25 protein-coding genes and 1 pseudogene are annotated in these 22,314 nt (G+C 42.1%); 17 read left to right on the top strand and 9 right to left on the bottom strand.

Annotation, left to right across the window (positions count from 1 at the left end):
• The 3 genes from tolA to pal form a co-directional block, all read left to right on the top strand.
• A partial coding sequence (gene tolA / locus MKI79_RS02975) for a cell envelope integrity protein TolA (protein WP_241570575.1) occupies positions 1–489 on the top strand: 489 nt, incomplete at its 5' end.
• A gap of 264 nt (positions 490–753) precedes the next feature.
• Positions 754–2,067 carry a Tol-Pal system beta propeller repeat protein TolB gene (gene tolB, locus MKI79_RS02970; RefSeq protein WP_241570587.1) on the top strand — a complete coding sequence of 438 codons (1,314 nt, stop codon included), beginning with the start codon at positions 754–756 and terminating at the stop codon, positions 2,065–2,067.
• Between the two features lie 71 nt (positions 2,068–2,138).
• Positions 2,139–2,711 (top strand): peptidoglycan-associated lipoprotein Pal, encoded by a 573-nt coding sequence (gene pal / locus MKI79_RS02965; protein WP_241570574.1) that lies wholly within the window; start codon positions 2,139–2,141, stop codon positions 2,709–2,711.
• 133 nt (positions 2,712–2,844) lie between these two features.
• On the opposite strand, the gene MKI79_RS02960 is transcribed toward pal, so the two are convergent.
• Positions 2,845–3,021, bottom strand: a complete 177-nt coding sequence (locus MKI79_RS02960; protein ID WP_241570573.1) for an NF038105 family protein — start codon at positions 3,019–3,021, stop codon at positions 2,845–2,847.
• A 201-nt stretch (positions 3,022–3,222) separates the two neighbouring features.
• Here MKI79_RS02960 and MKI79_RS02955 point away from each other — a divergent pair, with 201 nt between their 5' ends.
• The 5 genes from MKI79_RS02955 to MKI79_RS02935 all read left to right on the top strand — a co-directional run bounded on the left by MKI79_RS02955 (position 3,223) and on the right by MKI79_RS02935 (position 6,659).
• A complete protein-coding gene (locus MKI79_RS02955) occupies positions 3,223–4,200 on the top strand; it encodes a class 1 fructose-bisphosphatase (RefSeq protein WP_241570572.1) in 978 nt (325 codons plus the stop codon).
• Between the two features lie 132 nt (positions 4,201–4,332).
• Complete coding sequence (locus tag MKI79_RS02950; protein WP_241570571.1) at positions 4,333–5,124, top strand: TrmH family RNA methyltransferase; 792 nt, start codon at positions 4,333–4,335, stop codon at positions 5,122–5,124.
• A gap of 195 nt (positions 5,125–5,319) precedes the next feature.
• On the top strand, positions 5,320–5,940 hold the full coding sequence (locus MKI79_RS02945) for an RNA polymerase sigma factor (protein WP_241570570.1): 621 nt from the start codon (positions 5,320–5,322) through the stop codon (positions 5,938–5,940).
• Between the two features lie 10 nt (positions 5,941–5,950).
• Complete coding sequence (locus MKI79_RS02940) at positions 5,951–6,271, top strand: hypothetical protein (protein ID WP_241570569.1); 321 nt, start codon at positions 5,951–5,953, stop codon at positions 6,269–6,271.
• Entirely contained in the window at positions 6,261–6,659 is a 399-nt protein-coding gene (locus tag MKI79_RS02935; RefSeq protein WP_241570568.1) for a restriction endonuclease, read from the top strand. The genes MKI79_RS02940 and MKI79_RS02935 overlap by 11 nt, the downstream gene beginning before the upstream one ends.
• A 122-nt stretch (positions 6,660–6,781) precedes the next feature.
• Here MKI79_RS02935 and gltS read toward each other — a convergent pair whose 3' ends face one another.
• The 5 genes and pseudogenes from gltS to MKI79_RS02910 form a co-directional block, all read right to left on the bottom strand.
• Entirely contained in the window at positions 6,782–8,017 is a 1,236-nt protein-coding gene (gene gltS / locus MKI79_RS02930) for a sodium/glutamate symporter (protein WP_241570567.1), read from the bottom strand.
• Positions 8,018–8,280: 263 nt separating this feature from the next.
• Positions 8,281–9,483: pseudogene (locus MKI79_RS02925) on the bottom strand (aspartate ammonia-lyase); the annotation flags it as partial.
• A 27-nt stretch (positions 9,484–9,510) separates the two neighbouring features.
• A complete protein-coding gene (locus MKI79_RS02920) occupies positions 9,511–10,314 on the bottom strand; it encodes an integrase core domain-containing protein (RefSeq protein WP_241570566.1) in 804 nt (267 codons plus the stop codon).
• 159 nt (positions 10,315–10,473) lie between these two features.
• Complete coding sequence (locus MKI79_RS02915; RefSeq protein ID WP_241570565.1) at positions 10,474–10,998, bottom strand: YecA/YgfB family protein; 525 nt, start codon at positions 10,996–10,998, stop codon at positions 10,474–10,476.
• A 275-nt stretch (positions 10,999–11,273) separates the two neighbouring features.
• Entirely contained in the window at positions 11,274–11,486 is a 213-nt protein-coding gene (locus MKI79_RS02910) for a PA3496 family putative envelope integrity protein (RefSeq protein WP_241570564.1), read from the bottom strand.
• Positions 11,487–11,931: 445 nt separating this feature from the next.
• On the opposite strand from MKI79_RS02910, the gene rpoD reads away from it, so the two are divergent.
• The 6 genes from rpoD to MKI79_RS02880 all read left to right on the top strand — a co-directional run bounded on the left by rpoD (position 11,932) and on the right by MKI79_RS02880 (position 17,249).
• Complete coding sequence (gene rpoD, locus MKI79_RS02905) at positions 11,932–13,824, top strand: RNA polymerase sigma factor RpoD (protein ID WP_241570563.1); 1,893 nt, start codon at positions 11,932–11,934, stop codon at positions 13,822–13,824.
• A 148-nt stretch (positions 13,825–13,972) separates the two neighbouring features.
• On the top strand, positions 13,973–14,260 hold the full coding sequence (locus tag MKI79_RS02900) for a YbeD family protein (protein ID WP_241570586.1): 288 nt from the start codon (positions 13,973–13,975) through the stop codon (positions 14,258–14,260).
• A gap of 133 nt (positions 14,261–14,393) precedes the next feature.
• Positions 14,394–14,684: a hypothetical protein gene (locus tag MKI79_RS02895; RefSeq protein ID WP_241570562.1), complete on the top strand. Its 291-nt coding sequence runs from the start codon at positions 14,394–14,396 to the stop codon at positions 14,682–14,684.
• Positions 14,685–14,790: 106 nt separating this feature from the next.
• Complete coding sequence (lipB, locus tag MKI79_RS02890) at positions 14,791–15,459, top strand: lipoyl(octanoyl) transferase LipB (RefSeq protein WP_241570561.1); 669 nt, start codon at positions 14,791–14,793, stop codon at positions 15,457–15,459.
• Positions 15,460–15,531: 72 nt separating this feature from the next.
• Complete coding sequence (locus tag MKI79_RS02885; RefSeq protein ID WP_241570560.1) at positions 15,532–16,065, top strand: hypothetical protein; 534 nt, start codon at positions 15,532–15,534, stop codon at positions 16,063–16,065.
• A complete protein-coding gene (locus MKI79_RS02880; protein WP_241570559.1) occupies positions 16,065–17,249 on the top strand; it encodes an iron-containing alcohol dehydrogenase in 1,185 nt (394 codons plus the stop codon). Before MKI79_RS02885 ends, MKI79_RS02880 begins: the two co-directional genes overlap by 1 nt.
• A 55-nt stretch (positions 17,250–17,304) precedes the next feature.
• On the opposite strand, the gene MKI79_RS02875 is transcribed toward MKI79_RS02880, so the two are convergent.
• Both MKI79_RS02875 and MKI79_RS02870 read right to left on the bottom strand, forming a co-directional pair.
• Positions 17,305–17,697 (bottom strand): DUF488 domain-containing protein, encoded by a 393-nt coding sequence (locus MKI79_RS02875; RefSeq protein ID WP_241570558.1) that lies wholly within the window; start codon positions 17,695–17,697, stop codon positions 17,305–17,307.
• A 31-nt stretch (positions 17,698–17,728) separates the two neighbouring features.
• Complete coding sequence (locus MKI79_RS02870) at positions 17,729–17,974, bottom strand: SlyX family protein (protein WP_241570557.1); 246 nt, start codon at positions 17,972–17,974, stop codon at positions 17,729–17,731.
• A gap of 55 nt (positions 17,975–18,029) precedes the next feature.
• Between MKI79_RS02870 and MKI79_RS02865 the strand changes: the two genes are divergently transcribed.
• The 3 genes from MKI79_RS02865 (at position 18,030) to MKI79_RS02855 (ending at position 21,612) form a co-directional block, all read left to right on the top strand.
• The gene (locus tag MKI79_RS02865) at positions 18,030–19,928 is read left to right on the top strand and encodes an ATP-binding cassette domain-containing protein (RefSeq protein WP_241570556.1); all 1,899 of its coding nucleotides are present in this window, start codon (positions 18,030–18,032) and stop codon (positions 19,926–19,928) included.
• Positions 19,929–19,945: 17 nt separating this feature from the next.
• Positions 19,946–20,605, top strand: a complete 660-nt coding sequence (locus tag MKI79_RS02860) for a hypothetical protein (RefSeq protein WP_241570555.1) — start codon at positions 19,946–19,948, stop codon at positions 20,603–20,605.
• 77 nt (positions 20,606–20,682) lie between these two features.
• Positions 20,683–21,612 carry an LpxL/LpxP family acyltransferase gene (locus MKI79_RS02855; RefSeq protein ID WP_241570554.1) on the top strand — a complete coding sequence of 310 codons (930 nt, stop codon included), beginning with the start codon at positions 20,683–20,685 and terminating at the stop codon, positions 21,610–21,612.
• Positions 21,613–21,632: 20 nt separating this feature from the next.
• On the opposite strand, the gene MKI79_RS02850 is transcribed toward MKI79_RS02855, so the two are convergent.
• Positions 21,633–22,205: a L,D-transpeptidase family protein gene (locus tag MKI79_RS02850; RefSeq protein WP_241570553.1), complete on the bottom strand. Its 573-nt coding sequence runs from the start codon at positions 22,203–22,205 to the stop codon at positions 21,633–21,635.
• Positions 22,206–22,314 lie beyond the last annotated feature (109 nt).

Genomic DNA, 22,314 nt, shown 5'->3' with positions numbered 1-22,314 from the left:
GCGGATGCCGAAGCAAAACGCAAAGCTGATGCCGAAGCCAAGAAAAAAGCCGATGCAGAGGCAAAAGCCAAAGCCGACGCTGATGCCAAGAAAAAAGCGGATGCCGAAGCAAAACGCAAAGCTGATGCCGAAGCCAAGAAAAAAGCCGATGCAGAGGCAAAAGCCAAAGCCGAACGTGAAGCCAAAGAATCTGCTGCCAATAAAAAAGCTGAATCTAAGAAAATTGCGTCCAGTGCAAAACGTGACTTTGAGGCAAAGATTTCTAAAGCTTGGGATGTGCCAATGGGTACGACGGGCACCAAAGCCACTGCAAGAGTTACCCTGACAGACAGTGGGCAAGTTGCTTCTGCGATTGTTTCGAGTAGTGATGCAAATGTCAAAGCATCTGTTGAAGCAGCCATTCGTGCAGCTGCACCATACCCAATGCCAGAAGATGCCGATGCGCGTCGTGAAGCACGTTCATTTACATCCACATTTACTGCACGATAATTTCATCAAAAAAGTCTTTATAAAAAGACCCTGATCGTGGTGACAAAGCGTCAATATCAATATACATTGTTTGAATATAAAAGCTTTGTCATCATAACTTTACATAGTCAGTATAGAATTCATGTCACGGCTTTGTTACAACATCAATAATTTATTCAACATTTCCAAAACTTCACACAATTTGGAAATAAATATCACAGCCCAATGCCATACAGCCCAGTGCCGTGTACAGGCTTACAATCAAAAGGTTTGAAATACGTCGAGATGATTGCTTTAAATAACGATTCAAAATCTACACTGAACTATAAACACCTCGCTCTTGCCCTACTGGTCGCTTGTACGCCACTGACCGTACAACAAAGCTATGCGCAGTTACAGTTAGAAATTGCCAAAGCACCCGATCAAGCACCGCAGATCGCCGTTGTGCCTTTTGGCAATGACCAAACTGTTTCACCGATCGTTGCCAGTGATTTAAACCGTTCAGGTCGTTTTACCAGTACATCAAATAACCTTCCTGCCAACCCAACTTCACCAGGTCAAATGAACGTCGGTGTATGGAAAGGTGCAGGCATTCCTTACGTGGTGATGGGTCAAGTACAACAAGTAGATGGCTCGACCTACAAAATTCAATACCAACTGTTTGATACCGATAAACAGCAATGGATGTTGAATGAAGTACTCACCGTACCAAGCAATCAAATGCGTAAAGCGGCGCACTTGATTAGTGATACGATCTATAAAGCATTGACTGGCGTACCAGGTGACTTTAGTGGTCGTATTGCATATGTCCTGCGCAATCCTGCGACACCTGACCAACGCTATACATTACAAATCGCTGATACAGATGGTGCAGAGCCACGTACGATTTTATCTTCACCTGAGCCGATTCTTTCACCATCATGGACACCTGATGCCAAGAAATTGGCGTACGTGTCGTTTGAAAGCAAACGTCCTGCGATTTATTTGCAAGATTTATCGACTGGTCAGCGTCAGCTCCTCACCAGTTTTAGAGGTCTAAACGGTGCGCCAAGCTTCTCACCTGATGGTCAGAATATGCTGTTTACTGCATCAATGGACGGTAATCCTGAAATCTACCGCATGAATCTTTCAAACAAGCAACTCACTCGCTTGACACGTGATACGGCGATCGACACCGAAGCTCGTTATACACCTGATGGTAAGTCATTCATCTTTACTTCAGATCGTGGCGGTTCACCGCAGATTTATCGTTATACCTTTGCCGATGGTTCAACCAAACGCATGACCTTTAAAGGTGCATTTAATGCACGTGCAACCCTGAATGCTGACGGTAGCAAAATTGCATTAGTTCATCGTCCAAGTGGTAGTAATTATAAAGTTGCGCTGATGGATTTAAACTCAGGAATTTTCAATATCCTGACACCGACTTCATTGGATGAATCTCCAAGCTTCTCACCGAATGGTCAGATGGTGGTCTACGCAACACGTGAAGGTAATCGTGGTCTGCTGTCAATCATGTCTACCGATGGTCGATTCCGTATGAATCTACCAAGTGAACAAGGTGAAGTGCGTGAACCTGCTTGGGCGCCAAGCCATTAACAACCCTATTCATTAAAACTGTTGTAAATGCTGTTTTAAAAATTTAACTACTCATCTCGAAGGAGAGCAACATGAATTATAAATTATTGATTCTTCCAATCTTAGCTGGATCATTAATCGCAACAGGTTGTGCAAACCGCAAGCCTGCGACAAATACCACCGTGACCAATGGCACTGGCTCTGTATCAGGTGCAACGACTTCAGGTCTTGGTACGGACTCTAGTATTAGTGCTCAAGGTGGCTCTACGCTTGGTGTGACCGATGCCAATCGCCCATTCCTTGCAAAGCGTGTGGTACATTTTGACTATGACAGCAGCGATGTATCGAATGAAGACTATCAAACACTGCAAGCGCATGCACAGTATCTCTCTGCCAATGCCAACTCGAAAGTTGCACTGGTTGGACATACCGATGAGCGTGGTACACGTGAGTACAATATGGCACTTGGTGAGCGTCGTGCTAAGGCAGTTGAGTCATTCCTGACGTCTTATGGTGTGCGTGCAGATCAGCTTGAAGCTGTGAGCTATGGCAAAGAGCAACCTGTCAATGCAGGTCATAATGAAGCAGCGTGGAGTGAAAACCGTCGTGTAGAGATCAACTATGAAGCAGTTCCACCGATCTTAACTGTGCCAAACAGCCGTTAATTCTACACAAAAATAAAATCTGCATCTAAAATATTAGACTGATCTAAAGTAGCTTCTCGGAGCTACTTTTTTTATTGTCTTTAAAACCATTTTCACAAAAAAATTTATGGCGCAATTATTTTTCTGTCTCTACTTACCCGTCTGATTCATGGACAGTCATGGATTCAATCATGTCATGCTTATTAAATTCTTTATATTCAGGCTTGGCTTCATACGCTTTCCAAGCTTGCTTGACGTTTTCATCTTTGATCTCGTGCATGTCCATTTCTTCGACAGCAGTTGGCATTTCATCAAACTTCACGGTAGTCATGGTGGCTCTCCTTAATTACTCTTATTTTGTATGTACTGAGTTTTAAGTTATAGCATGTTCTATGCCTTCGAGATTAACTATTCACCGACAAATTGTTTCTGGTTGCACGTAAGCGAAGAGAGTGCCATAGATTTTTATCTTGAATATGCAATAATAGCCACTTTCACTATTTGCCTATAAAGCTATTTGGAGTTTGACGCAATGTCCCATGTTTTACTCAAAGATTTTCTCGCCCAACAACAAAACCACAATCTAACAGAAAATCTTGCGCAAGTGATCCTAACCATTGCATCAACCTGTCAAGATATCGACGCTGCGCTACAAAAAGGTGCACTTGCAGGGATTCTCGGCAGTGCAGAAAATGAAAATGTACAGGGTGAAACACAGAAGAAACTCGATGTGATTTCAAATGACATGCTCATTGATGCCTTACAACAACACCCTGCGGTAGTTGCACTTGCATCAGAAGAATTGGAAGAAATGACGCCTGCGCAAGCGAATGGTGAATATTTGGTATTGTTTGATCCACTTGATGGTTCAAGCAACATCGACATTAATATGTGCGTCGGTACGATTTTTTCAATTTTAAAAAATACTGGCGACCTAAAAACTGAAAACTTCTTCCAAAAAGGTCGTGATCAAGTCGCTGCGGGCTATGTGCTGTATGGTCCATCGACCATGTTAGTACTCACTACTGGTCAAGGGGTGCAAATGTTTACCTTTGATCCTGAGTCTAAACAATTTGTATTGACCAACGATCAAGTACAAATCCCTGCGGAAACGCAAGAGTTTGCTATTAATTCATCAAATCAACGTCATTGGGAAGCACCTGTACAGCGCTATATCGGCGAACTACAAGCAGGTAAAACTGGTGAACGTGGTAAAGATTTTAATATGCGCTGGGTGGCGTGTATGGTTGGTGACGTGCATCGCATCTTGACACGCGGCGGTATTTTCCTTTATCCATATGATCTTAAAGACCCGAAAAAAGCAGGTCGTCTACGTCTGATGTACGAAGCCAATCCAATGAGTTTCTTGGTCGAGCAAGCAGGCGGCGCATCATCAACAGGTCGCATGGATATTATGGATGTTGAGCCAAACGATCTCCATCAACGTATCCCTGTGATTTTAGGCTCAAAAGCTGAAGTCGAACGTGTTGCGAGCTATCATCAAGTTTAGGTTGATCGCTTGAAAACAACTTTTGAACTCACCTTTAAAACTAAGTATCTACAAGGATGATTCATCGTGAATGAATCATCCCAATTTCTAGCGTTAAATTTTCTATTTAAACTATCTATATCGAAGCAACATATGTTTGAATTCATCCAGTCCAAAGATAATCCAAAAATAAAATTGGTTCGTGGTTTATTGGAACAAGCATCACTACGTAAGAAAAATGCGCAGACCGTACTTGAGGGTGCGCACCTGATTGAAAGTCTTATTCATCATTACAGCAATAAAAACACTGATTGCAAAATCCAATTTCTGCTTTGTACTGAAAGTGCTTTAGATCACCCTGAAAATCAAAATGCTTTAGACACAAATACAGCACCTGTTTATATCGTTGAACCGTCACTCTATCAAAAGATCAGCCAACTCGGTGAATCCACACCACTCATGGCTGTGATTAATTTCCCCAAACTCCAAGACGCATGGCAAATTGACTGCGACACATTAATTCTCGATCGTGTTCAAGATCCGGGTAATGTCGGTACGCTACTCCGCTCTGCTGCTGCGGTTGGTATTCAGCAAGTGATTACGACTATCGGCACAGCAAGCCTGTGGTCACCTCGCGTCTTGCGTGCAGCGATGGGCGCACATTTCTCATTAGCGTTGTTCGAAGCAGTGCAGATTGAAAACTTGATTGATCAATTTCAGATTCCTGTCTATGCCACCAGTTCACACCGACCACAAAGTATTTATCAGCTTGATTTAAAAACGCCGTGTGTTTGGATTCTAGGCAACGAAGGACAAGGCGTACATGAAAATTTACTCGACAAAGCAACAGCTGTCACCATTCCACAACCAGGCGGACAAGAGTCTTTGAATGTCGCAATCGCAGGCTCGGTCTGCCTATTTGAGATGATGCGACAACGTCTTTAGGATTTTAAGCATTGTTCTGAAACTTGATTAATCATTAACAACGTAACGATAGCTAACAATTTGCAGTTTTATGTTGAAACTGTGCCATTTTTTCACCAAATCCCCTACACTACATCAGAAAATATTTTACAACCTTGTCAACCAAATCAGTCAATGCGACGTTTATAGTCACATGAAAACTGTTTAGGTTGTCGAATGACAGGACTTTCCATCCCGATGGATTCAGCACCCAAGCAAAAACAGTTGACGCAGGACACCACTGCGCCAATGTCGCTTGAAAAGCGCCTCCAGCTCTTTATGCAAGAGATTACTGGGCGTGCTTTAGTGATGATGGAAAATGCATGTCAGGGGCAACATGATGTTGCAATGGATTTAGTGCAAGAGGCATTTATCTCATTGCATCAGCATTATCCAGACAAGACTACAGATGAATGGTATCCCCTGTTCTACACCATTTTGAACAATAAGTTCCTCGATTGGCGTAGAAAAGAGGCACGTCGTACACAGCGATTCGGGTGGTTGCGTATCAACCCAATTGCAGATGAGGATGAAGAGCAATTTGATCTTCCCGATCAGAGTCTTGTTGATGCAAGTGACTTGATTGACCAAGAACATACCACAGAGGAAATATTCCAAGCCGTTCAAACTTTACCTGTTCGCCAACAGCAAGCCTTTATGCTTCGTGCATGGGAGGGCTTTGACACTGCAACAACAGCAAAAATTATGAACTGTAGTGAAGGCAGTGTAAAAACACATTATCACCGTGCCACGCAAAGTTTAAAGACGATTTTGGCACATTTGAATTCTAATGATTGAGGGTCATCCAATGAAAAAAGATGATTTTGAACAAAAAATTGTGAATGCTTTGAATGTCAAAGCCGATCAACAAATGCAATTTAAGCATGCTGTCATAGACAATGTCTTTGATCGCATCGAACAACACCGTCATGAGCGATTTAATCGTTGGGGCTTGGCAGGTTTTGCCTTAGCTGCTGCGATTACAGGTGTCGCTGTTGTACCGAGTAGTTTTTTTGATAATACGACTGATCAGCAAGCGACTATCACCTCCACCAAACTTTCTCCACAGCTCGCAGATGATTTGGAAATGCTCTTAGTGCTTGGTGAGGATGCAACACATGGTAGCTAAGAAGCTTCCTGTGCTTTGCGCAGTATCCATCAGCCTTGCATCACCGATTGGTTTTGCAGGTATGGAACGCTTTTGGGCTAATAAAGAAGATCAAAAAACTGTAGCGCAGATGGATGAGTGCGATGCGCTAACACTTGAACAACGCCATCAATTGATCAAAGCGTATCAAGCTACTCGTGATGCCGAACAAAAACTTGATCTCAAAAAACGTATGGAATGGTTTTGCAAACTTAGCGATCAAGAACAAGATCGCATGCGTGTCGCTTGGCAGAATATGAATACCAGTGAACGTAATGAACTCAAACAAAAACTACAAGCTGCAAATGACCTCGAAGAACGTACCGAGATTCGTCGTGAATTTATAGAGCGCTTTGAAGGGCAGTTTTAAAATTTATTTAGAATTTTAGTGATCTAACTATCAACTTTAAATTATGATTTGAAGAATCAAAATATTATGAGCGCTATTATATAAATAGACGCTCTTTTTTATGATTAAAACCTAATTGCAAACTATGCAAAGAATTTTAATAAGGTCTGGATGACCACCACATTCACCAAGTCAATAAAGAACGCACCAGCTAGCGGTACGATCAAGAATGCTTTGTGTGAAGGACCATACATATTGGTGATCGCTTGCATATTGGCAATCGCTGTTGGTGTTGCCCCCATACCAAAACCACAGTGACCCGCTGCAAGCACCGCTGCATCATAGTTACTACCCATGACTTTAAAAGTGATAAATGCAGCAAACAGTGCCATCACCAAAGTTTGCAGTGACAAGATAATGACCAAAGGCCCAGCCAAATCGACCAATTGCCAAAGCTTTAATGAAAGCAATGCCATCGCTAAGAATAGGCTAAGTGACGCATTACCAAATACATCAATCGCACGATCAAAAATAGTGACTTTAAGTACCGACTCAAGGAAGTTACGGACAATCACACCACCGAGTAATGCCCAAACAAATGTTGGCAACTCGAAGCTAGTGCCTTTTGCAAGGTCGGTCATCAGATTACCAAATGCCAAACATGCAGCAAACATCGCCAGGGTACTAATCGCATTATCTGCGGTGATTAAACGTGTTTTGTGTGGAAATTCAAAGGTCGAATGCTCTCCCGTAGGCGCAACTGGGATTTTATCATCACGAATTTCTTCACGTACGCTACGCCCAGTCGCAAGACTATGTCGCTCGATTAAGAACTTCGCTACAGGACCACCGATCAAACCACCAATCACTAGACCAAAAGTCGCACTTGCCATACCAAGCGTCGTAGCACCCTCGATCTCATATTTGGTTTCTAAGATATGCCCCCATGCACCTGCTGTACCGTGACCACCTGTCAGGGTAATCGAACCTGTAATCAAACCCATTAATGGATCAAGACCAATGGCACCTGCAAGTCCCATCCCCACTAGATTTTGGATGAAAATAAATGCACTAATACAACATAAGAAAATAAATAGACCGAAACCACCTTCTTTGAGCTTGCTTAAGTTTGCACCCAAGCCAATCGAGGCAAAGAACACTAACATAAAGCCTGTCTGAAGCTCGGAGCTAAACTTACCACTCACGCCAAAGGTCAAATAAATTAGATACGCCAAAATTGCGGCAACCAATCCACCCGCAACTGGCTCAGGGATATTGTAATTTCTTAAGAATGAAATCTTGTAGACCAACAATCGACCAAGCAACAGCACAAAAGTCGCTGCAATCAATGTGTAATATGCGTTAAAAGTGTATTCCACTCTTTATCTCCCTGTCTTCATGTGCAAAGGTAAGCATTCCAAGTACGCATAAAAAATATGCAAAATACTCACCAACCCTGCTTATTTATATCGACAAATAGGCACTAAAACGTAAAAGATGACATAAGTAGTCATATTACACAATCATCCCTTGGTGTTAATGCCGAATTAAAAAACAACTCAGTTCATTCATGTTCAAAAATAAAACGATCGTGTGATAAACAGCAATCGTTTTATTGATCATAAAATGTAATTTTTAAAACTTAGTGCATCGGTTGAACCATATTTTTCACCGACAACACATTGCTCAATACTTCATCAGAAAGTAGTTTTTCTGCTTTGATCAATGCCAATACACTTTGCCCAGTTTCATTGGCTTGTTTGGCGATTCGTGTGGTGGTTTCATAGCCGAGATAAGGATTCAACACGGTAATGATGCCAATCGAATTATCCACGAGGTATTGGCAATTTTCTGATTTGGCTTGGATATTTCGAATACATTTTTGCTCAAGCATGCGCATTGCTTTGCCGAGTAAATCAATAGATTCAAACAATTTAAACGCAATCAATGGTTCCATCGCATTGAGCTGAAGTTGACCTGCTTCGGCTGCCAGTGTAACTGCCCAATCATTGGCGACCACTTGGAAATATGTCAAATTCATTGCTTCAGGAATCACAGGATTTACTTTGCCTGGCATGATTGAACTGCCGGGTTGACGTGGTTCAAGTTGAATTTCGCCAAGCCCTGCACGTGGACCACTCGATAGCAATCGCAAATCATTAGAAATCTTAGACAGCTTGGTCGCTGTACGTTTCAAGACTCCTGAAAGCAATACAAAGTCACCCATATCAGAGGTTGTTTCGATCAAATCAGGCGAACTTGAGATTGATTTCCCTGTGATTTTGGCTAAAGCTTGCACCGCATTGATTCGATATTGCACTTCGGTATTGATGCCTGTACCAATCGCCGTACCGCCTAGATTAATCCCGCTGAGCGCATCAGGCATGATTTGCTTGATTTTGTTTAAGTCGTTTTGCAAAGTATGTGCAAATGCACCGAACTCTTGCCCTAGCGTCATTGGCACAGCATCTTGTAACTGAGTGCGACCCATTTTCAGCACTTCAGAAAATTCATCAGACTTTGCTTGGAAGCTGTGAATCAGATTTTTGAATGGCACATACAATTTTTCTAAAGATAAAATCAACGCCAACTTGATCGCACTTGGATACACATCATTGGTGGATTGCGACATATTCACATCATTATTCGGATGCAGATATTGATACTCGCCTTTCATATAGCCCATGTGCTCTAGACCAATATTGGCAATCACCTCGTTGGCATTCATATTGGTCGATGTACCTGCACCGCCTTGCATCATATCTATCGGAAACTGATCACGATACAAACCACTGATCAATTGCTTACACGCATATTGAATCGCCTCAAACTTTGCTTCGCTTAACTTACCTGTAGGAATTGTTCGGGTTATTTACACTTTATGTGAAAAATAAGAGTTGAGTATTTCATAAGGTGTTTGGTTGTTCAAACCCTTATGAGGTTTTACAGTATTGTAAAAATTGATAAAACGGTTTAATTCAAGTTTTCGATGCTGACTATCTTTGAATTCAATCTTTTCATGCCACATTTCCATAAGTGTTCTAATCACCCTTTCAGCTTTACCGTTTGTCTGTAGGCGTGATATCCGTGTGAATTTTTGACCAATATTATTCGTCAAACACACCTTGACCAAAGCATGTTCTGCTGTACCTTTAAACTCCTTGCCATTATCAGAGTAAAGATAATCTAAAGTGTAGGGACAATGCTTTATGACATGCTCTTGCAGGAACTCAGCTGCACTATCTTGGGTTTTGTCAGGAAATATTGCTGCATAGAGTTCTCGTGAATAGTCGTCAATTCCTACAAAGAGGTATTCTCTTGGTTGTACATTCGTATGACCTTTGAGTAATGGTAGTCGCTTGCTATCCACATGAAATAACTCACCAGGATAGGATTTATTGTAGCGTTTGGCTTGTTGTTTAAGCTTGAGCTGGATTGATACTTCAACTTTTGCTAGACGTTTTAATCCATAGAACGCTGTTTTATATCGTTTATTTGTACTATTTGATGGTGTAAACTGTCGATGTCTAGCTTTTCTTAATACAGCATAGATTGTGGGGCGGCTTACTCGATATCGTTCTGCGAGGTGGCTTACCTTCCATTGTCGGCTTTGATAGAGTTTCCAAATCTCTTCACGATCTAGTGGCGTCAGGCGGATTCTTTTATGCATATGCATAGCAGTATCTTCTCATAGAAATACTGTAAACAACCCGCTAGAATCCTACACAAAATCTTATTGAGATTAATTTTTAGACTATTTGTTCACGTATAAAAAACACATCAGTTTGATGTGCTTTTCTTGATCTAAATCGTCACGCTATTTGGCGATCCATCATTAATCTACCGCATGGTAAAGCAGATAAATTTCAGTCAGATTGTCAGGAATCTCTTGCGCCAAATCGTCCATCAATTGACCATTGCGACGGAATGACTCCATTTGTGGATCTTCTTCATCAATTCCACTAAACACCATGATTGGCAAGGTCAGCTCAACCAGTGTTTCTTCGATCTCATCTTTAAACCACGCCTCTTCATTGACAAACATTGCATCAACAAAGCCGACGCTCCAATCGCCTAGACTCGAATCCACATCTGCTTCTTCGATCTCAAAAGGAAATTCGATTAACTCTTCATTTGCCAAAGTTGATTGTAGTTCTGTGAGCCACAGTTTGATCTGTTCAAGAATATCTTTTGGCACTTTATTTTGATTTTGATCAAATAAATAGCCTAACCAATCAGAAAGCTCTGGACCAACTGCAACTGCACACAAGAAACCATGTGTCGCTGCAAAGTCCAATCCAAACTCATTATTTTCGCCATCGAGGTAATCGCTAAGTTGGTCTAAGTCGAGAGTTGCCATGTTATGCCTTTTTTCATTTCCAAAAGTTTAATACGCAGTAAATTGATTACCAGATTACTTACTAGCCGAGCTACTAGGTTGATAACTAGATTTATTGCTAAGCAGTTTAGGCAAGCTTTGTACTTAGCTTTTTCATCCATTTAATTTCATCGTTTATATTTCACGACTCAGTCTATTTTAGTCTACTGGTGTTTATCACCTGAGATCAAACGACTAAATGTATTTTTAAGCATGAAAAATATAAATAGCCAACTATCGAAGTTGGCTATAAATTTTTATTCGTCGTCGAAGTCGTCATCAAAGTCATCGTCAAAATCACTATCCAACTCTTTGAGCTCACGTTCTAACTTGCGCTGAGCCAATAAGTCATCAATTAGACGACGCTTTTCTAAGGATTCTTTGGCGCTAACTTTTGCCGATGTATCCTCATAAGTTGAGTCATCTTCAGCATAATTATCGTCGAGTTCAAAATCTTGAGTACCTGCCACGCAAACCACCTCAGCATAAATAAAATGAGAGCGTTAGGCGCTATTTATAATTGCTACAGAACTTTGTCAAGCACTAAATATTAAGCCGTTGTATTTTATAAATATTTTAAAGTTTTAAAAGTGTAAATCATTCGCAAATACAACCACTTTTTTCACTTACTTCTGACAATCCAAAAAGTCAGCATCAAGGCTATGCGCTACCATTCATCTGCAATCAAATTTAAAACAACTTGAATTATCAAGTTTCACCCCAATGATCTAGTTTATTAATAACCAAATTATCAGTTCACACAACAAGATAAAATTTCACAACTGAGAATTTTTCTATCTTGTTTTTGTGCTATGATGCGCTGTTTTACAGTCATTTGATTCAACCTACTTTGATTCAAACGAGTTTACATGCAACTCATGTGTTTGAGTCAATACATAAAGAAAGTGAGCCAAGATGAGCGATATGCAATCCCCGACGACCTCTCAAATTGCAGTACTGATTAGCCGAGGCAAGGAACAAGGCTATTTAACTTATTCAGAAGTTAACGATCATCTCCCAGACTCCATCACCGAAAGTGAACAAATCGAAGACATTATTCAGATGTTGAATGATGTAGGTATTCCTGTGCATGAGCGTGCACCTGAATCTGATGACATGATGATGGAAGACTCACCAGATGCAGGTGATGATGTGGCGGCTGAAGAAGCTGCTGCGGTACTCGCATCGGTTGAAAGCGAACCTGGTCGCACCACTGACCCTGTCCGCATGTACATGCGTGAGATGGGTACAGTTGAATTGCTGACGCGTGAAGGCGAAATTAGCATTGCCAAACGTATTGAAGATGGTATTCGTGATGTCTTACATGCGATCGCCTACTGGCCAAAAACGGTTGAAGTCGTCCTTAACGAATATAAAGAAACCTTAGAAGAAGAACCTCAACGTCGTCTTGCAGATGTGTTATCAGGTTATCTCGATCCTGAAACTGAAGAAGAAGTGCCTGAAATCGAAGAAGATTCGATCGAGGACGAAGAGGATTCTGACAAAAAGTCTACCAAGAAAGATGTCAATCTTGATGATGAAGACGATGAAGATGAAGACGACGATTCTGACGATAGCGATGGTGAGTCTGGTCCTGATCCTGAGATCGCAAGACAGCGTTTTGCTGAGTTAGAAGCGGTTTGGAATGAAACCAAAGCTGTTCTTGCTGAACACGGTCGTCATAGCGAAGCAGGTCAGAAGCAACTCGAAGCGATGGCATCTGTATTTATGATGTTTAAGCTTACACCTCGTCTGTTTGATTTGGTTGCAGAAATGATTCGTGGTACACACGATCAAATCCGTCATAGCGAAAAAGAGATCATGCGCTTCTCGATCCGTCGTGGTCGTATGAGCCGTGACGCATTCCGTCACTCTTTCCCAGGCAATGAATCAAATATTGCATGGTTCGAAGAGCAGTTTAATGCAGCGGATGAAGCAACCAAACGTTATTTGGATAAAGTACGTCCAGACGTCTTGGCATTCCAACAAAAGATCGGTGATATCGAATCTGAGCTTGGTTTGAATGTAAAACAAATTAAAGAAATTTCAAAACGTATGGCAATCGGTGAAGCCAAAGCTCGCCGTGCCAAGAAGGAGATGGTTGAAGCCAACTTACGTTTGGTGATCTCGATTGCCAAGAAATATACCAACCGTGGTTTGCAATTCCTTGATTTGATTCAAGAGGGCAACATCGGTCTGATGAAAGCGGTCGATAAATTTGAATATCGCCGTGGTTATAAGTTCTCAACTTATGCGACATGGTGGATTCGTCAGGCAATCACGCGTTCGATCGCTGACCAAGCACGTACTATTCGTATCCCTGTACACATGATCGAAACCATTAATAAGATCAACCGTGTACAACGTCAGCTTCTTCAAGAAATGGGACGTGAGCCAACTCCTGAAGAACTCGGCGAACGCTTGGATATGGATGAAGTGAAAATCCGTAAAGTGCTAAAAATTGCCAAAGAACCGATTTCGATGGAAACGCCAATCGGTGATGATGAAGATTCGCATCTTGGTGACTTCATTGAGGACTTAAACATTACCTCACCTGTAGAAGCGGCAACCTCAGAAGGTCTACGTGAAGCAACGCGTGAAGTGCTTGAGAACCTTACAGAACGTGAAGCCAAAGTCTTGAAAATGCGTTTTGGTATCGACATGCCAACAGATCATACTTTGGAAGAAGTCGGTAAGCAGTTTGACGTGACTCGTGAACGCATCCGTCAGATCGAAGCCAAAGCATTGCGTAAATTACGTCATCCATCTCGTTCTGAGCACTTACGTTCGTTCTTGGAAAATGACTAATTTCAAACTGACTATACGGTGGTCAATGCCCTTGAAAATCAAGCCATACACCCCATATAGTAAAGCATGAGATTAATCAGAAACGCCTGCATTTTTGCAGGCGTTTCAAATAAAGTCATTAAATCATTTTCAAAATAGGAGAAGCATGATGATTGATCGCACCCCTTCTCGTGAGTTACAAGAGCATCTTTGGGTGTTCCCGATGGACTACCCGATCAAACTGATTGGCGAAACTTGCGATGAGCTGAACAATTCTGTAGTTGAGATTTTGGTCAAGCATTTTCCTGAGTTTGATGAAACGACTTTGAAATTTCAGCCATCTCGCACAGGCAAATACAACTCGATCACAGCACAGTTGCGCTTTGAAGAGTTAGAGCAAGTCCATGCCTTGTATGCAGACTTGGCAGCTTGCCCGTATATCAAAACAGCGCTGTAATGATGCCCAATCACTAAACTCTCAATCCGTTGGGAGTTTTTTTATTCTTCGTATATTTTTGCTGACTTATTTTTTCATCTTTAAAATTTTGATAATCTTAAGCTGAACTTTTCAAAAGCGATTGAGTTAAAAAATGAACAATAACCACATGGAAAACCACCAAACTAACGCTGAACAAATTAAAAAATATACTGCACTCGTCAAAACTTCTAAAATCAACCTATTCCTGACACCAATCATCATGGCGATCCTCGCCTATTTTATCGGCTTAGACAAAATTCTTCGTGGCGATTCGATGTTACCTTTTGTCCTCGCCATCATGATCATTATCAATACATTGCAGTTTTTCTATTACCGCCGTAAGCTCCAAAAATTACAGCAATCTGAAAAACCCAAATCAGATGGTGGTATCGAACGCTTATAAAGCGCTTAAATTGCTTAAAGTGCTTTGATGATATCGACCAATTTCGCATATAGGCATCATCGGAATTCAACTATCATTTGATCAAAATTATTTCAGAATATCGTTTATGCAAAATCAGCCTCAGCTTATCGTCAGAACATTTCGTGATCTTCAAGATTACACCGCACGCTTTGAAGCAATGAAAAGCTTCACTGAACAGCGAGCTTTGGCTACGAGCGATGCCAATATTCCCGATGAGCTTTGGTTACTTCAACATCATGATGTATTGACGCAAGGTCAAGCAGGTAAACCCGAACATATCTTGATTCACTCTGATATTCCTATCGTACAAAGCGATCGTGGTGGACAAGTCACATGGCATGGTCGTGGACAGTTGATTGCTTATTTTTTGTTTGATCTCAATCGCTTGAAATGGCATGTGCGGGATTTGGTCAATTTTGCTGAAGAAATGATGTTGTGGATTTTGCAACAATATGGCATTGAGGCGTATACAAAAAAGGACGCACCTGGAGTCTATGTAGCGGAGCGAAAAATTGGCTCACTCGGATTTAAAATCCGCCGTGGATGTAGTTATCACGGACTTTCGCTCAATGTGGATTGTGATCTAACTGGTTTTCAGACCATTAACCCTTGTGGCTATGCAGGGCTAGAGATGGTACGACTTTCCGACCTTTTAGACATAGTGCCTTCTTTTGCAGATTTATATCAAAAATGTCAGCAGTTCATCACTGAAAAACAGATTTTTGCAAATATTTTGATAGAAGCTGATCAATAACACTTGCGTTCTTGTCAAAATCATTTAGAGTAATTACTCTAAACAAACATAATCTTTGACAAGGAACTGCATGTGATCAATAGCAAAGACGTCAAACCTCAATTACAACAAGGCTATGTCAAGCTGATGATGGATGTCATCGGACGTGGATTAGTGATGGCGAGCCAAGTCGATCATGAAGTGAAATCTGAGATTGCAGGCTTTCCTGCCAATTTTACTTTTTCAATGAAAGTCTTCCCAAATGGCCCACAGTTCGTGGCGCGTGTTGATGATCAACATCGTTTAAGCCTTGTAAAAAACCCACAGGAAAAACCAGATCTGACCATTACCTTTAAGCATATCAGCCATGCCTTTTTGGTCTTTTCATTCCAAGAAGGTACAGCACAAGCTTTTGCCAATGATCGCATGGTGGCAGATGGTGAAATTTCTTATGCGATCCGCTTGGTACGTTGCCTGAACAAGATGGAAGCGTTAATCTTGCCAAAAGTCATTGCCGACTTGGCGGTAAAAGAATATCCCAAAAATTTATCATTAAAAGACAAGCTGTCTGGTGCAGCGAATATTTATCTGAAAGTTGCTCAGTCATATTTTAAAGGAATTGCATAATGGCTAAACCATATTACGAATTTTTCTGTCCTGTCAAAGTGATTGCAGGTAATGCTGCACTAGAGCATATTCCATTTGAACTTGCGACTTTGGGTGCAAAAAAGCCACTGATCATTACCGATAAAGGTGTCCGAGCGAACGGATTGCTTACACCGATCGAATCAGCCTTTACTGAGGCAGATGCGAAGATTGCTGCGATCTTTGATAATGTTCCACCAGACAGTAGTTTGCAGACTGTACGTGACGTGGCAAAAATGTACCGTGACAATGGTTGCGATGCGATTTTAGCCATTGGTGGTGGTTCAGTGATTGATACGGCGAAAGCGACCAATATTTTGGTTTCTGAGGGCGGTGATGATCTGCTGAAATACTCAGGTGCGCACAACTTACCAAAGCCACTCAAACCATTTTTCGTGATTCCAACGACTTCTGGTACAGGTTCAGAAGTGACCATGATCGCTGTGGTATCGGACACTGAGAAAAATGTGAAATTGCCATTTGCATCGTATTATTTGATGCCACATGCTGCGATTCTTGATCCACGTATGACGCAAACCTTGCCACCACATTTAACTGCGATGACAGCAATGGATGCGATGACGCATGCTGTTGAAGCCTATACGTGTTTGGCTGCGAATCCGATTAGTGATGCTTATGCAACAGGCGCAATTAAGAAAGTTAGCCAAAACTTATTTAAAGTATTAGAAAGTCCTGAAGATGCACAAGGTCGTCTAGAGCTTGCTCAAGCTTCGACCATGGCGGGTATTGCGTTCTCGAACTCAATGGTTGGCGTGGTGCATTCTCTTGGTCATGCGCTTGGTGCGGTTGCGCACTTACCACATGGTTTGTGTATGAATCTGTTCTTGCCATACGTGTTGGAGTACAACCAAGATGTCAATGGCGACAAAATTGCAGACCTATTGTTGCCTCTTGCAGGCCCTGAAGTGTATGCGCACACACCTGCTGATCAACGTGCTGCTAAAGCAATCTCTGTGATTCGTGGTATGCGTGATGAGTTGCATAGCAAAACCAAGTTGCCACGTACTTTGCAAGAAACAGGTAAGGTGAAGAAAGAACAGCTGATCGAAGTGGCGAAAAAAGCCCTCGATGACGGTTCGATTATTTACAATCCAAAAGAAGCTAGCCTTGATGATTTGATCGGTATTTTGGAAAAGGCATGGTAAGCCTAAGCCCATAAAAACATATGCTGTAAAACAAAAGCCCTGATTCGTCAGGGCTTTACTTTTTGCAAGCTAAGTTACTTTGAAGCTTACTGTGTATAAACCATTTAAGCTTTTCAATTTCAGCTTTCAGCACCTGCGGATGACAATATTGATTGGTCTTGGCTGCATAGAGGAAAGTGACTTTTTCATTGCCAATATATTGTTTCAGTTCGGCAAGTTTGGCATTGCCTGCTAACTCAGCTCGATACAGCGTCTGAAACTCATCCCATTTTTCCTCATCATGTGCATACCATTTACGTAACTCATTCGATGGCGCAACCTCTTTTGCCCAAAGATCGAGTTTTGCATCTTCTTTTTTGATGCCACGAGGCCATAGCCGATCAACCAGTATCCGCTTACCATCGCTTGCAGATACTTCGTCATAAATTCGTTTGAGTTGAATTGGCATGTTTTCATCCTTGAAAAATGAGCATTTAGGTTTAATAATGCGGCGGTCGGTTAGTCAATGGATCGAATGGCGCAACACCCTCCGACATATCCGATGCCTCGACACGTTGATAGAGAATTTGCATTTTTTTATTCAAATCGACGATTTCGCTGTTCTGTTTCGCCACTTGATCGTTCAACTGATCAACTAATTCATCTAAAAATGCAATTCTGACTTGCAAATCTTCGACGACTTGGGAAAATGTCGCATAGTCATCTGGGGATGGCTGTTTTGACATTGGATTCTCCTCACAATATTTTTTAACGCTTTTTCAACACGCAAATAGGTTTGGTATGGCTTACATTACTTTAAGAGATGTTCACTTGGCTTTTGGTGGTCCAGCCCTACTCGATGGTGCTCATTTTACGCTAGAACGTGGCGAGCGTGTGTGTTTAATTGGTCGCAATGGTGAGGGCAAATCCACCCTACTCAAACTCATCGACGGCACATTACAACCTGACACAGGTGAGATCGCTATTCAAAATGGTGTTAGCATCTCAATGCTTGCGCAAGATGTTCCGATGAGTTCAGGCTTAGTTGCCGATATCGTTGCCGAAGGTGCAGGCAAAGCAGCCGATGTACTGCGTCAATACCATGAAGCAAGCAATGCTTGTGTTGCAGGTGATATGGATGCTTGTGATCGTATGGGCGAGCTTCAACATCAGCTTGATCAACTTGACGGTTGGTCACTGGAAAACCAAGTCAATACCATTCTCGCCAAGATGGGACTCGACCCACAGTCTGATCTTTCTGAACTATCTGGTGGTCGTAAACGCCGTGTACTACTTGCACGTGCGCTACTCACCCAACCTGATGTACTTTTACTTGACGAACCAACCAACCACTTGGATGTGGAAAGTATTGAATGGCTCGAACAATTCTTATTGGATCAACCAAATTTAACCTTACTGTTTATTTCGCATGACCGTTCTTTTGTCGATCGCTTAGCGACTCGTATAGTCGAACTCGATCGTGGCACCTTACGCAGTTTTGAAGGCAATTACGCACGCTATCTTGAACTCAAAGCCGAACAACTCGATGCGGAAGAGAAGCAAAACGCCTTATTTGACAAGCGTCTAGCAGAAGAAGAAGCATGGATTCGTCAAGGTATCAAAGCACGTCGTACCCGTAATGAAGGTCGTGTACGTGCCTTAAAAGCCTTACGTGAAGAATCCAAAGCACGACGCTTCCAACAAGGCAAAGTCAATATGGGCGTGCAAGAGGCATCTCGCTCAGGCAAATTGGTCTTTGAAATTGAACATCTTGCAGTCAGCTATGGCGATCAAACACTGATTAATGATTTCTCAAGCATTGTCATGCGTGGCGATCGTATCGGTTTGGTCGGTGATAATGGTGTCGGAAAAACGACACTGATCAAAGCCATTCTTGGTGATGTGGCACACACAGGTACGGTAAAAGTTGGTACGCAACTGGAAATTGCCTATTTTGATCAATTGCGCAATCAGCTCGATTTGGAAAAATCAGTCGCCAATAATGTCAGTGAGGGCTCTGACTTTGTCGATATCAATGGCAACCGTCGACATATTCTGAGTTATTTACAAGATTTCCTCTTTGCGCCAGAACGTGCTCGCACACCTGTCAAGGCCTTATCAGGTGGTGAACGCAATCGCGTGCTTTTGGCAAAATTACTGCTAAAACCATCGAACTTGATCGTGATGGATGAGCCGACCAATGACCTCGATATGGTCACGCTAGAGCTTTTGGAAGAAATGCTTGCCGAGTACAAAGGCACATTACTGCTGATCACCCATGACCGTGCCTTTATGGATAATGTCGTCACCTCAACATGGGTATTCGATGGCAAAGGTGGCATTCAAGAATATATCGGTGGCTATCAAGACTATCTTGTACAACGTGCGCGTCTAGATGCCAAAGCAGTAGCAAATCAAGCGAAAACCACAAATAAAGTGGAAAAAGCAGAAAATACTGCACAGAAGCTACCGAAAAAAGCAAAATTAAGTTATAAAGATCAACGAGAGTTAGAACAATTGCCAGAGTTAATTGCAGCACTTGAAGCTGAACAAAAAACTTTGGAGGACAAACTTGCCGATGGCGCTTGGTTCATCACTGAACCTGATCAAGCCTCGCAAGCTGCCACTCGTTTGGCGGAAATAGAAGAACAGCTATTGGAAAAATTAGAGCGTTGGACGGCTTTGGAAAGCCAGTCATAGGGAGAAAAAGACAGCAAATGAAACAGATCGCATGGATTGCATTAGGGTGTTGCGTGGGCTTGAGTGCGTGCCATTCAACCAAAGGACCAAACGCCCCACAGTTTTTAACACAAAAAGTCTATCACGGTGCTGCACAAAGCTATGACTTCGATCTTGGCTCAACAGTGCTTCGTGGCGAGCTAAAGCTCAATGAATTTTGTAGTGTTGAGGGTACGAGCCTAGACATCGTTGATCAGCTAAGCCAACAAGTGCGTATCGACACTTTAAATCTCAACAATAATGCAAAACTCGGCAGTACGCTAAACAGTACGCTCGAAGAAGTCAGTCCACAGATTTTAGCTCAATATGAAGCGACCTATCAGGCGACTGCGAGCGATAGCAAAACTGAGAAAGTTTTACTTGGTGATGCGGTTTTTTCACGCCTTAGCAGTGAGAGTCACAATATTGATTTAGCGATCTTAAGTCGTTATGGCTACGCCTACGTGGTACAGCTGAACAGCCCAATCACAGGTAGCAATGCAACACAATCACGTAATCAACTGCAAACGCTACTTAAATCACTGTCTATTCCAGGTCAGAAAAAAGCCAATAGCAATGCCGAATTGCCAAGCACTTTTGATTTGAGCCAAACGGACAGTAGCGCACGAAAAACGTGGCAAAAAGCAAACTGTCCTTAAGATCTCGTGTAGTGGGCTGTTTAAATCGGAGTTTTCAGTTAAACTTGCCGATTGACAACTATTCAGCCTAAGTTTCAATGCAACAGCACACTTCTGCACGTCCCGAATTTCAATGGTCTTTCCTTTTGCCTCAGTATTGGGGCATTTGGATTGCACTGACTTTTCTCATGTTTATCACCATCTTGCCGTGGTTTATTCAGCGACGACTTGCTTATTTACTTGCAAGCTTGTCTTGGAAAAGTTTGAAATCTCGTCGTATCACCACGATTCGAAATCTGGAAGTCTGCTTCCCTGAATGGTCACCAGCCGAAGTCGAAAAGCAAGCCAAACAAGTCTTCGTCGATATGATGCTTGGTGTCTTTGAAACTTTAAACGCATGGTACAAGCCAAGTTGGTTTAAAGGGCGTGTGCAGATTCAAGGTTTAGACACATTGCAACAAGCCCAAGCTGATGGTAGCGGTATTATCCTACTTGGCTCGCATAGCACTTTGCTCGATGCAGGTGGTTATATTTGCAGTCAATATTTTAATCCTGATGTGGTCTATCGTCCGCAGAATAATCCATTTTTAGACTGGTTGATTTATCGGGCTCGTGAGCCGATTTATGGCGAGCAAATCGACCATGATGATATTCGTTTTTTGATTCGTCGCTTGAAAGATGGGCGCGTCATTTGGTATTCGCCTGATCAAGATTTTGGTTTAAAGCAAGGTGTGATGGCACCATTTTTTGGTGTGCCTGCAGCATCGGTGACGGCACAGCGTCGTTTGGTCAAAGTCAGTAAAGCTAAGGTATTATCGGTACATTTCTATCGAATCGGGGAAGCGAATCCAAAATATCAAATCATCATTGAACCTGAGTTAGAGAATTATCCAACCAGTGATGAAGTTGCTGATGCGACTCGTGTTAATGAATTATTAGAAATGCAACTGCGTCGTGCGCCAACCCAGTGGATGTGGTTTCATCGTCGCTTTAAAACTCGTCCAGAAGGTTATGAGAAGATTTATTAAATTAGCACTTCTCTAAAACATTACGGAAAAATCTCAATCTTTGTGCCATCTTTGACATTCCTCCATAGCTCATCCATATCCTGATTGGACACGGCGACACAGCCCCACGTCCAATCTGCTTTAGGCATGTAACCATACAATGGTTGCCCTGCCGACCCGCCGAGATTCTTTGCCGAACCGTGAATCATCACATCTCCGCCTGCGCTCACACCACGAGTTTTGGCTTGCGCAAGGTCGTCTGCATTGGGATAAGAGATGTGCAGTGATTTATAGAATTGGCTATTCGGATTACGCCAATCCAGCACATATTGCCCTTCTGGGGTTTTGCCGTCACCCTCGGTGGTTTTATGTCCTGTTGGTGCAAAACCTAGGCGCATTTTGTAGGTCTTAATGACTTTACCATCGTCTAAAACCTGTAATAGTCGCTTGGATTTGTAGACTTCGAGCCGATCAATTTCTACCGTTGACCAATCCACGGTTTGCACAGTGGTTTTCTGTTCTTCTGCGCTTGGTAAAAATTTTGCCAAAGTCTTGGCGTTCGTGATTCCGAATAATGCGATCACTGCCAGACTAAACAGGATAAATTTTTTCATATGCTTATTTTCAACTGATTTACAATATGCATTCATTGTGCAACACAATAGATATGTATAGGTGAACTCAAAGTGAAGTTTGAGTGAAAAAGCAATCTCAAATACACTC

This window comes from Acinetobacter sedimenti (genome assembly GCF_022601685.1).
Taxonomy (GTDB): Bacteria; Pseudomonadota; Gammaproteobacteria; order Pseudomonadales; family Moraxellaceae; genus Acinetobacter; species Acinetobacter sedimenti.
Note: the sequence above shows the minus strand (reverse complement) of the source record. Positions and strands in the feature narration are given on the sequence as shown.

What these genes read in the sequence shown, in the direction of transcription:
- tolB (WP_241570587.1), top strand. Translation starts at nt 754, where the DNA reads ATGATTGCTTTAAATAACGATTCAAAATCTACACTGAACTATAAACAC.
- pal (WP_241570574.1), top strand. Translation starts at nt 2,139, where the DNA reads ATGAATTATAAATTATTGATTCTTCCAATCTTAGCTGGATCATTAATC.
- MKI79_RS02960 (WP_241570573.1), bottom strand. Translation starts at nt 3,021, where the DNA reads ATGACTACCGTGAAGTTTGATGAAATGCCAACTGCTGTCGAAGAAATG.
- MKI79_RS02955 (WP_241570572.1), top strand. Translation starts at nt 3,223, where the DNA reads ATGTCCCATGTTTTACTCAAAGATTTTCTCGCCCAACAACAAAACCAC.
- MKI79_RS02950 (WP_241570571.1), top strand. Translation starts at nt 4,333, where the DNA reads ATGTTTGAATTCATCCAGTCCAAAGATAATCCAAAAATAAAATTGGTT.
- MKI79_RS02945 (WP_241570570.1), top strand. Translation starts at nt 5,320, where the DNA reads ATGACAGGACTTTCCATCCCGATGGATTCAGCACCCAAGCAAAAACAG.
- MKI79_RS02940 (WP_241570569.1), top strand. Translation starts at nt 5,951, where the DNA reads ATGAAAAAAGATGATTTTGAACAAAAAATTGTGAATGCTTTGAATGTC.
- MKI79_RS02935 (WP_241570568.1), top strand. Translation starts at nt 6,261, where the DNA reads ATGGTAGCTAAGAAGCTTCCTGTGCTTTGCGCAGTATCCATCAGCCTT.
- MKI79_RS02920 (WP_241570566.1), bottom strand. Translation starts at nt 10,314, where the DNA reads ATGCATATGCATAAAAGAATCCGCCTGACGCCACTAGATCGTGAAGAG.
- MKI79_RS02915 (WP_241570565.1), bottom strand. Translation starts at nt 10,998, where the DNA reads ATGGCAACTCTCGACTTAGACCAACTTAGCGATTACCTCGATGGCGAA.
- rpoD (WP_241570563.1), top strand. Translation starts at nt 11,932, where the DNA reads ATGAGCGATATGCAATCCCCGACGACCTCTCAAATTGCAGTACTGATT.
- MKI79_RS02900 (WP_241570586.1), top strand. Translation starts at nt 13,973, where the DNA reads ATGATTGATCGCACCCCTTCTCGTGAGTTACAAGAGCATCTTTGGGTG.
- MKI79_RS02895 (WP_241570562.1), top strand. Translation starts at nt 14,394, where the DNA reads ATGAACAATAACCACATGGAAAACCACCAAACTAACGCTGAACAAATT.
- lipB (WP_241570561.1), top strand. Translation starts at nt 14,791, where the DNA reads ATGCAAAATCAGCCTCAGCTTATCGTCAGAACATTTCGTGATCTTCAA.
- MKI79_RS02880 (WP_241570559.1), top strand. Translation starts at nt 16,065, where the DNA reads ATGGCTAAACCATATTACGAATTTTTCTGTCCTGTCAAAGTGATTGCA.
- MKI79_RS02875 (WP_241570558.1), bottom strand. Translation starts at nt 17,697, where the DNA reads ATGCCAATTCAACTCAAACGAATTTATGACGAAGTATCTGCAAGCGAT.
- MKI79_RS02870 (WP_241570557.1), bottom strand. Translation starts at nt 17,974, where the DNA reads ATGTCAAAACAGCCATCCCCAGATGACTATGCGACATTTTCCCAAGTC.
- MKI79_RS02865 (WP_241570556.1), top strand. Translation starts at nt 18,030, where the DNA reads ATGGCTTACATTACTTTAAGAGATGTTCACTTGGCTTTTGGTGGTCCA.
- MKI79_RS02860 (WP_241570555.1), top strand. Translation starts at nt 19,946, where the DNA reads ATGAAACAGATCGCATGGATTGCATTAGGGTGTTGCGTGGGCTTGAGT.
- MKI79_RS02855 (WP_241570554.1), top strand. Translation starts at nt 20,683, where the DNA reads ATGCAACAGCACACTTCTGCACGTCCCGAATTTCAATGGTCTTTCCTT.
- MKI79_RS02850 (WP_241570553.1), bottom strand. Translation starts at nt 22,205, where the DNA reads ATGAAAAAATTTATCCTGTTTAGTCTGGCAGTGATCGCATTATTCGGA.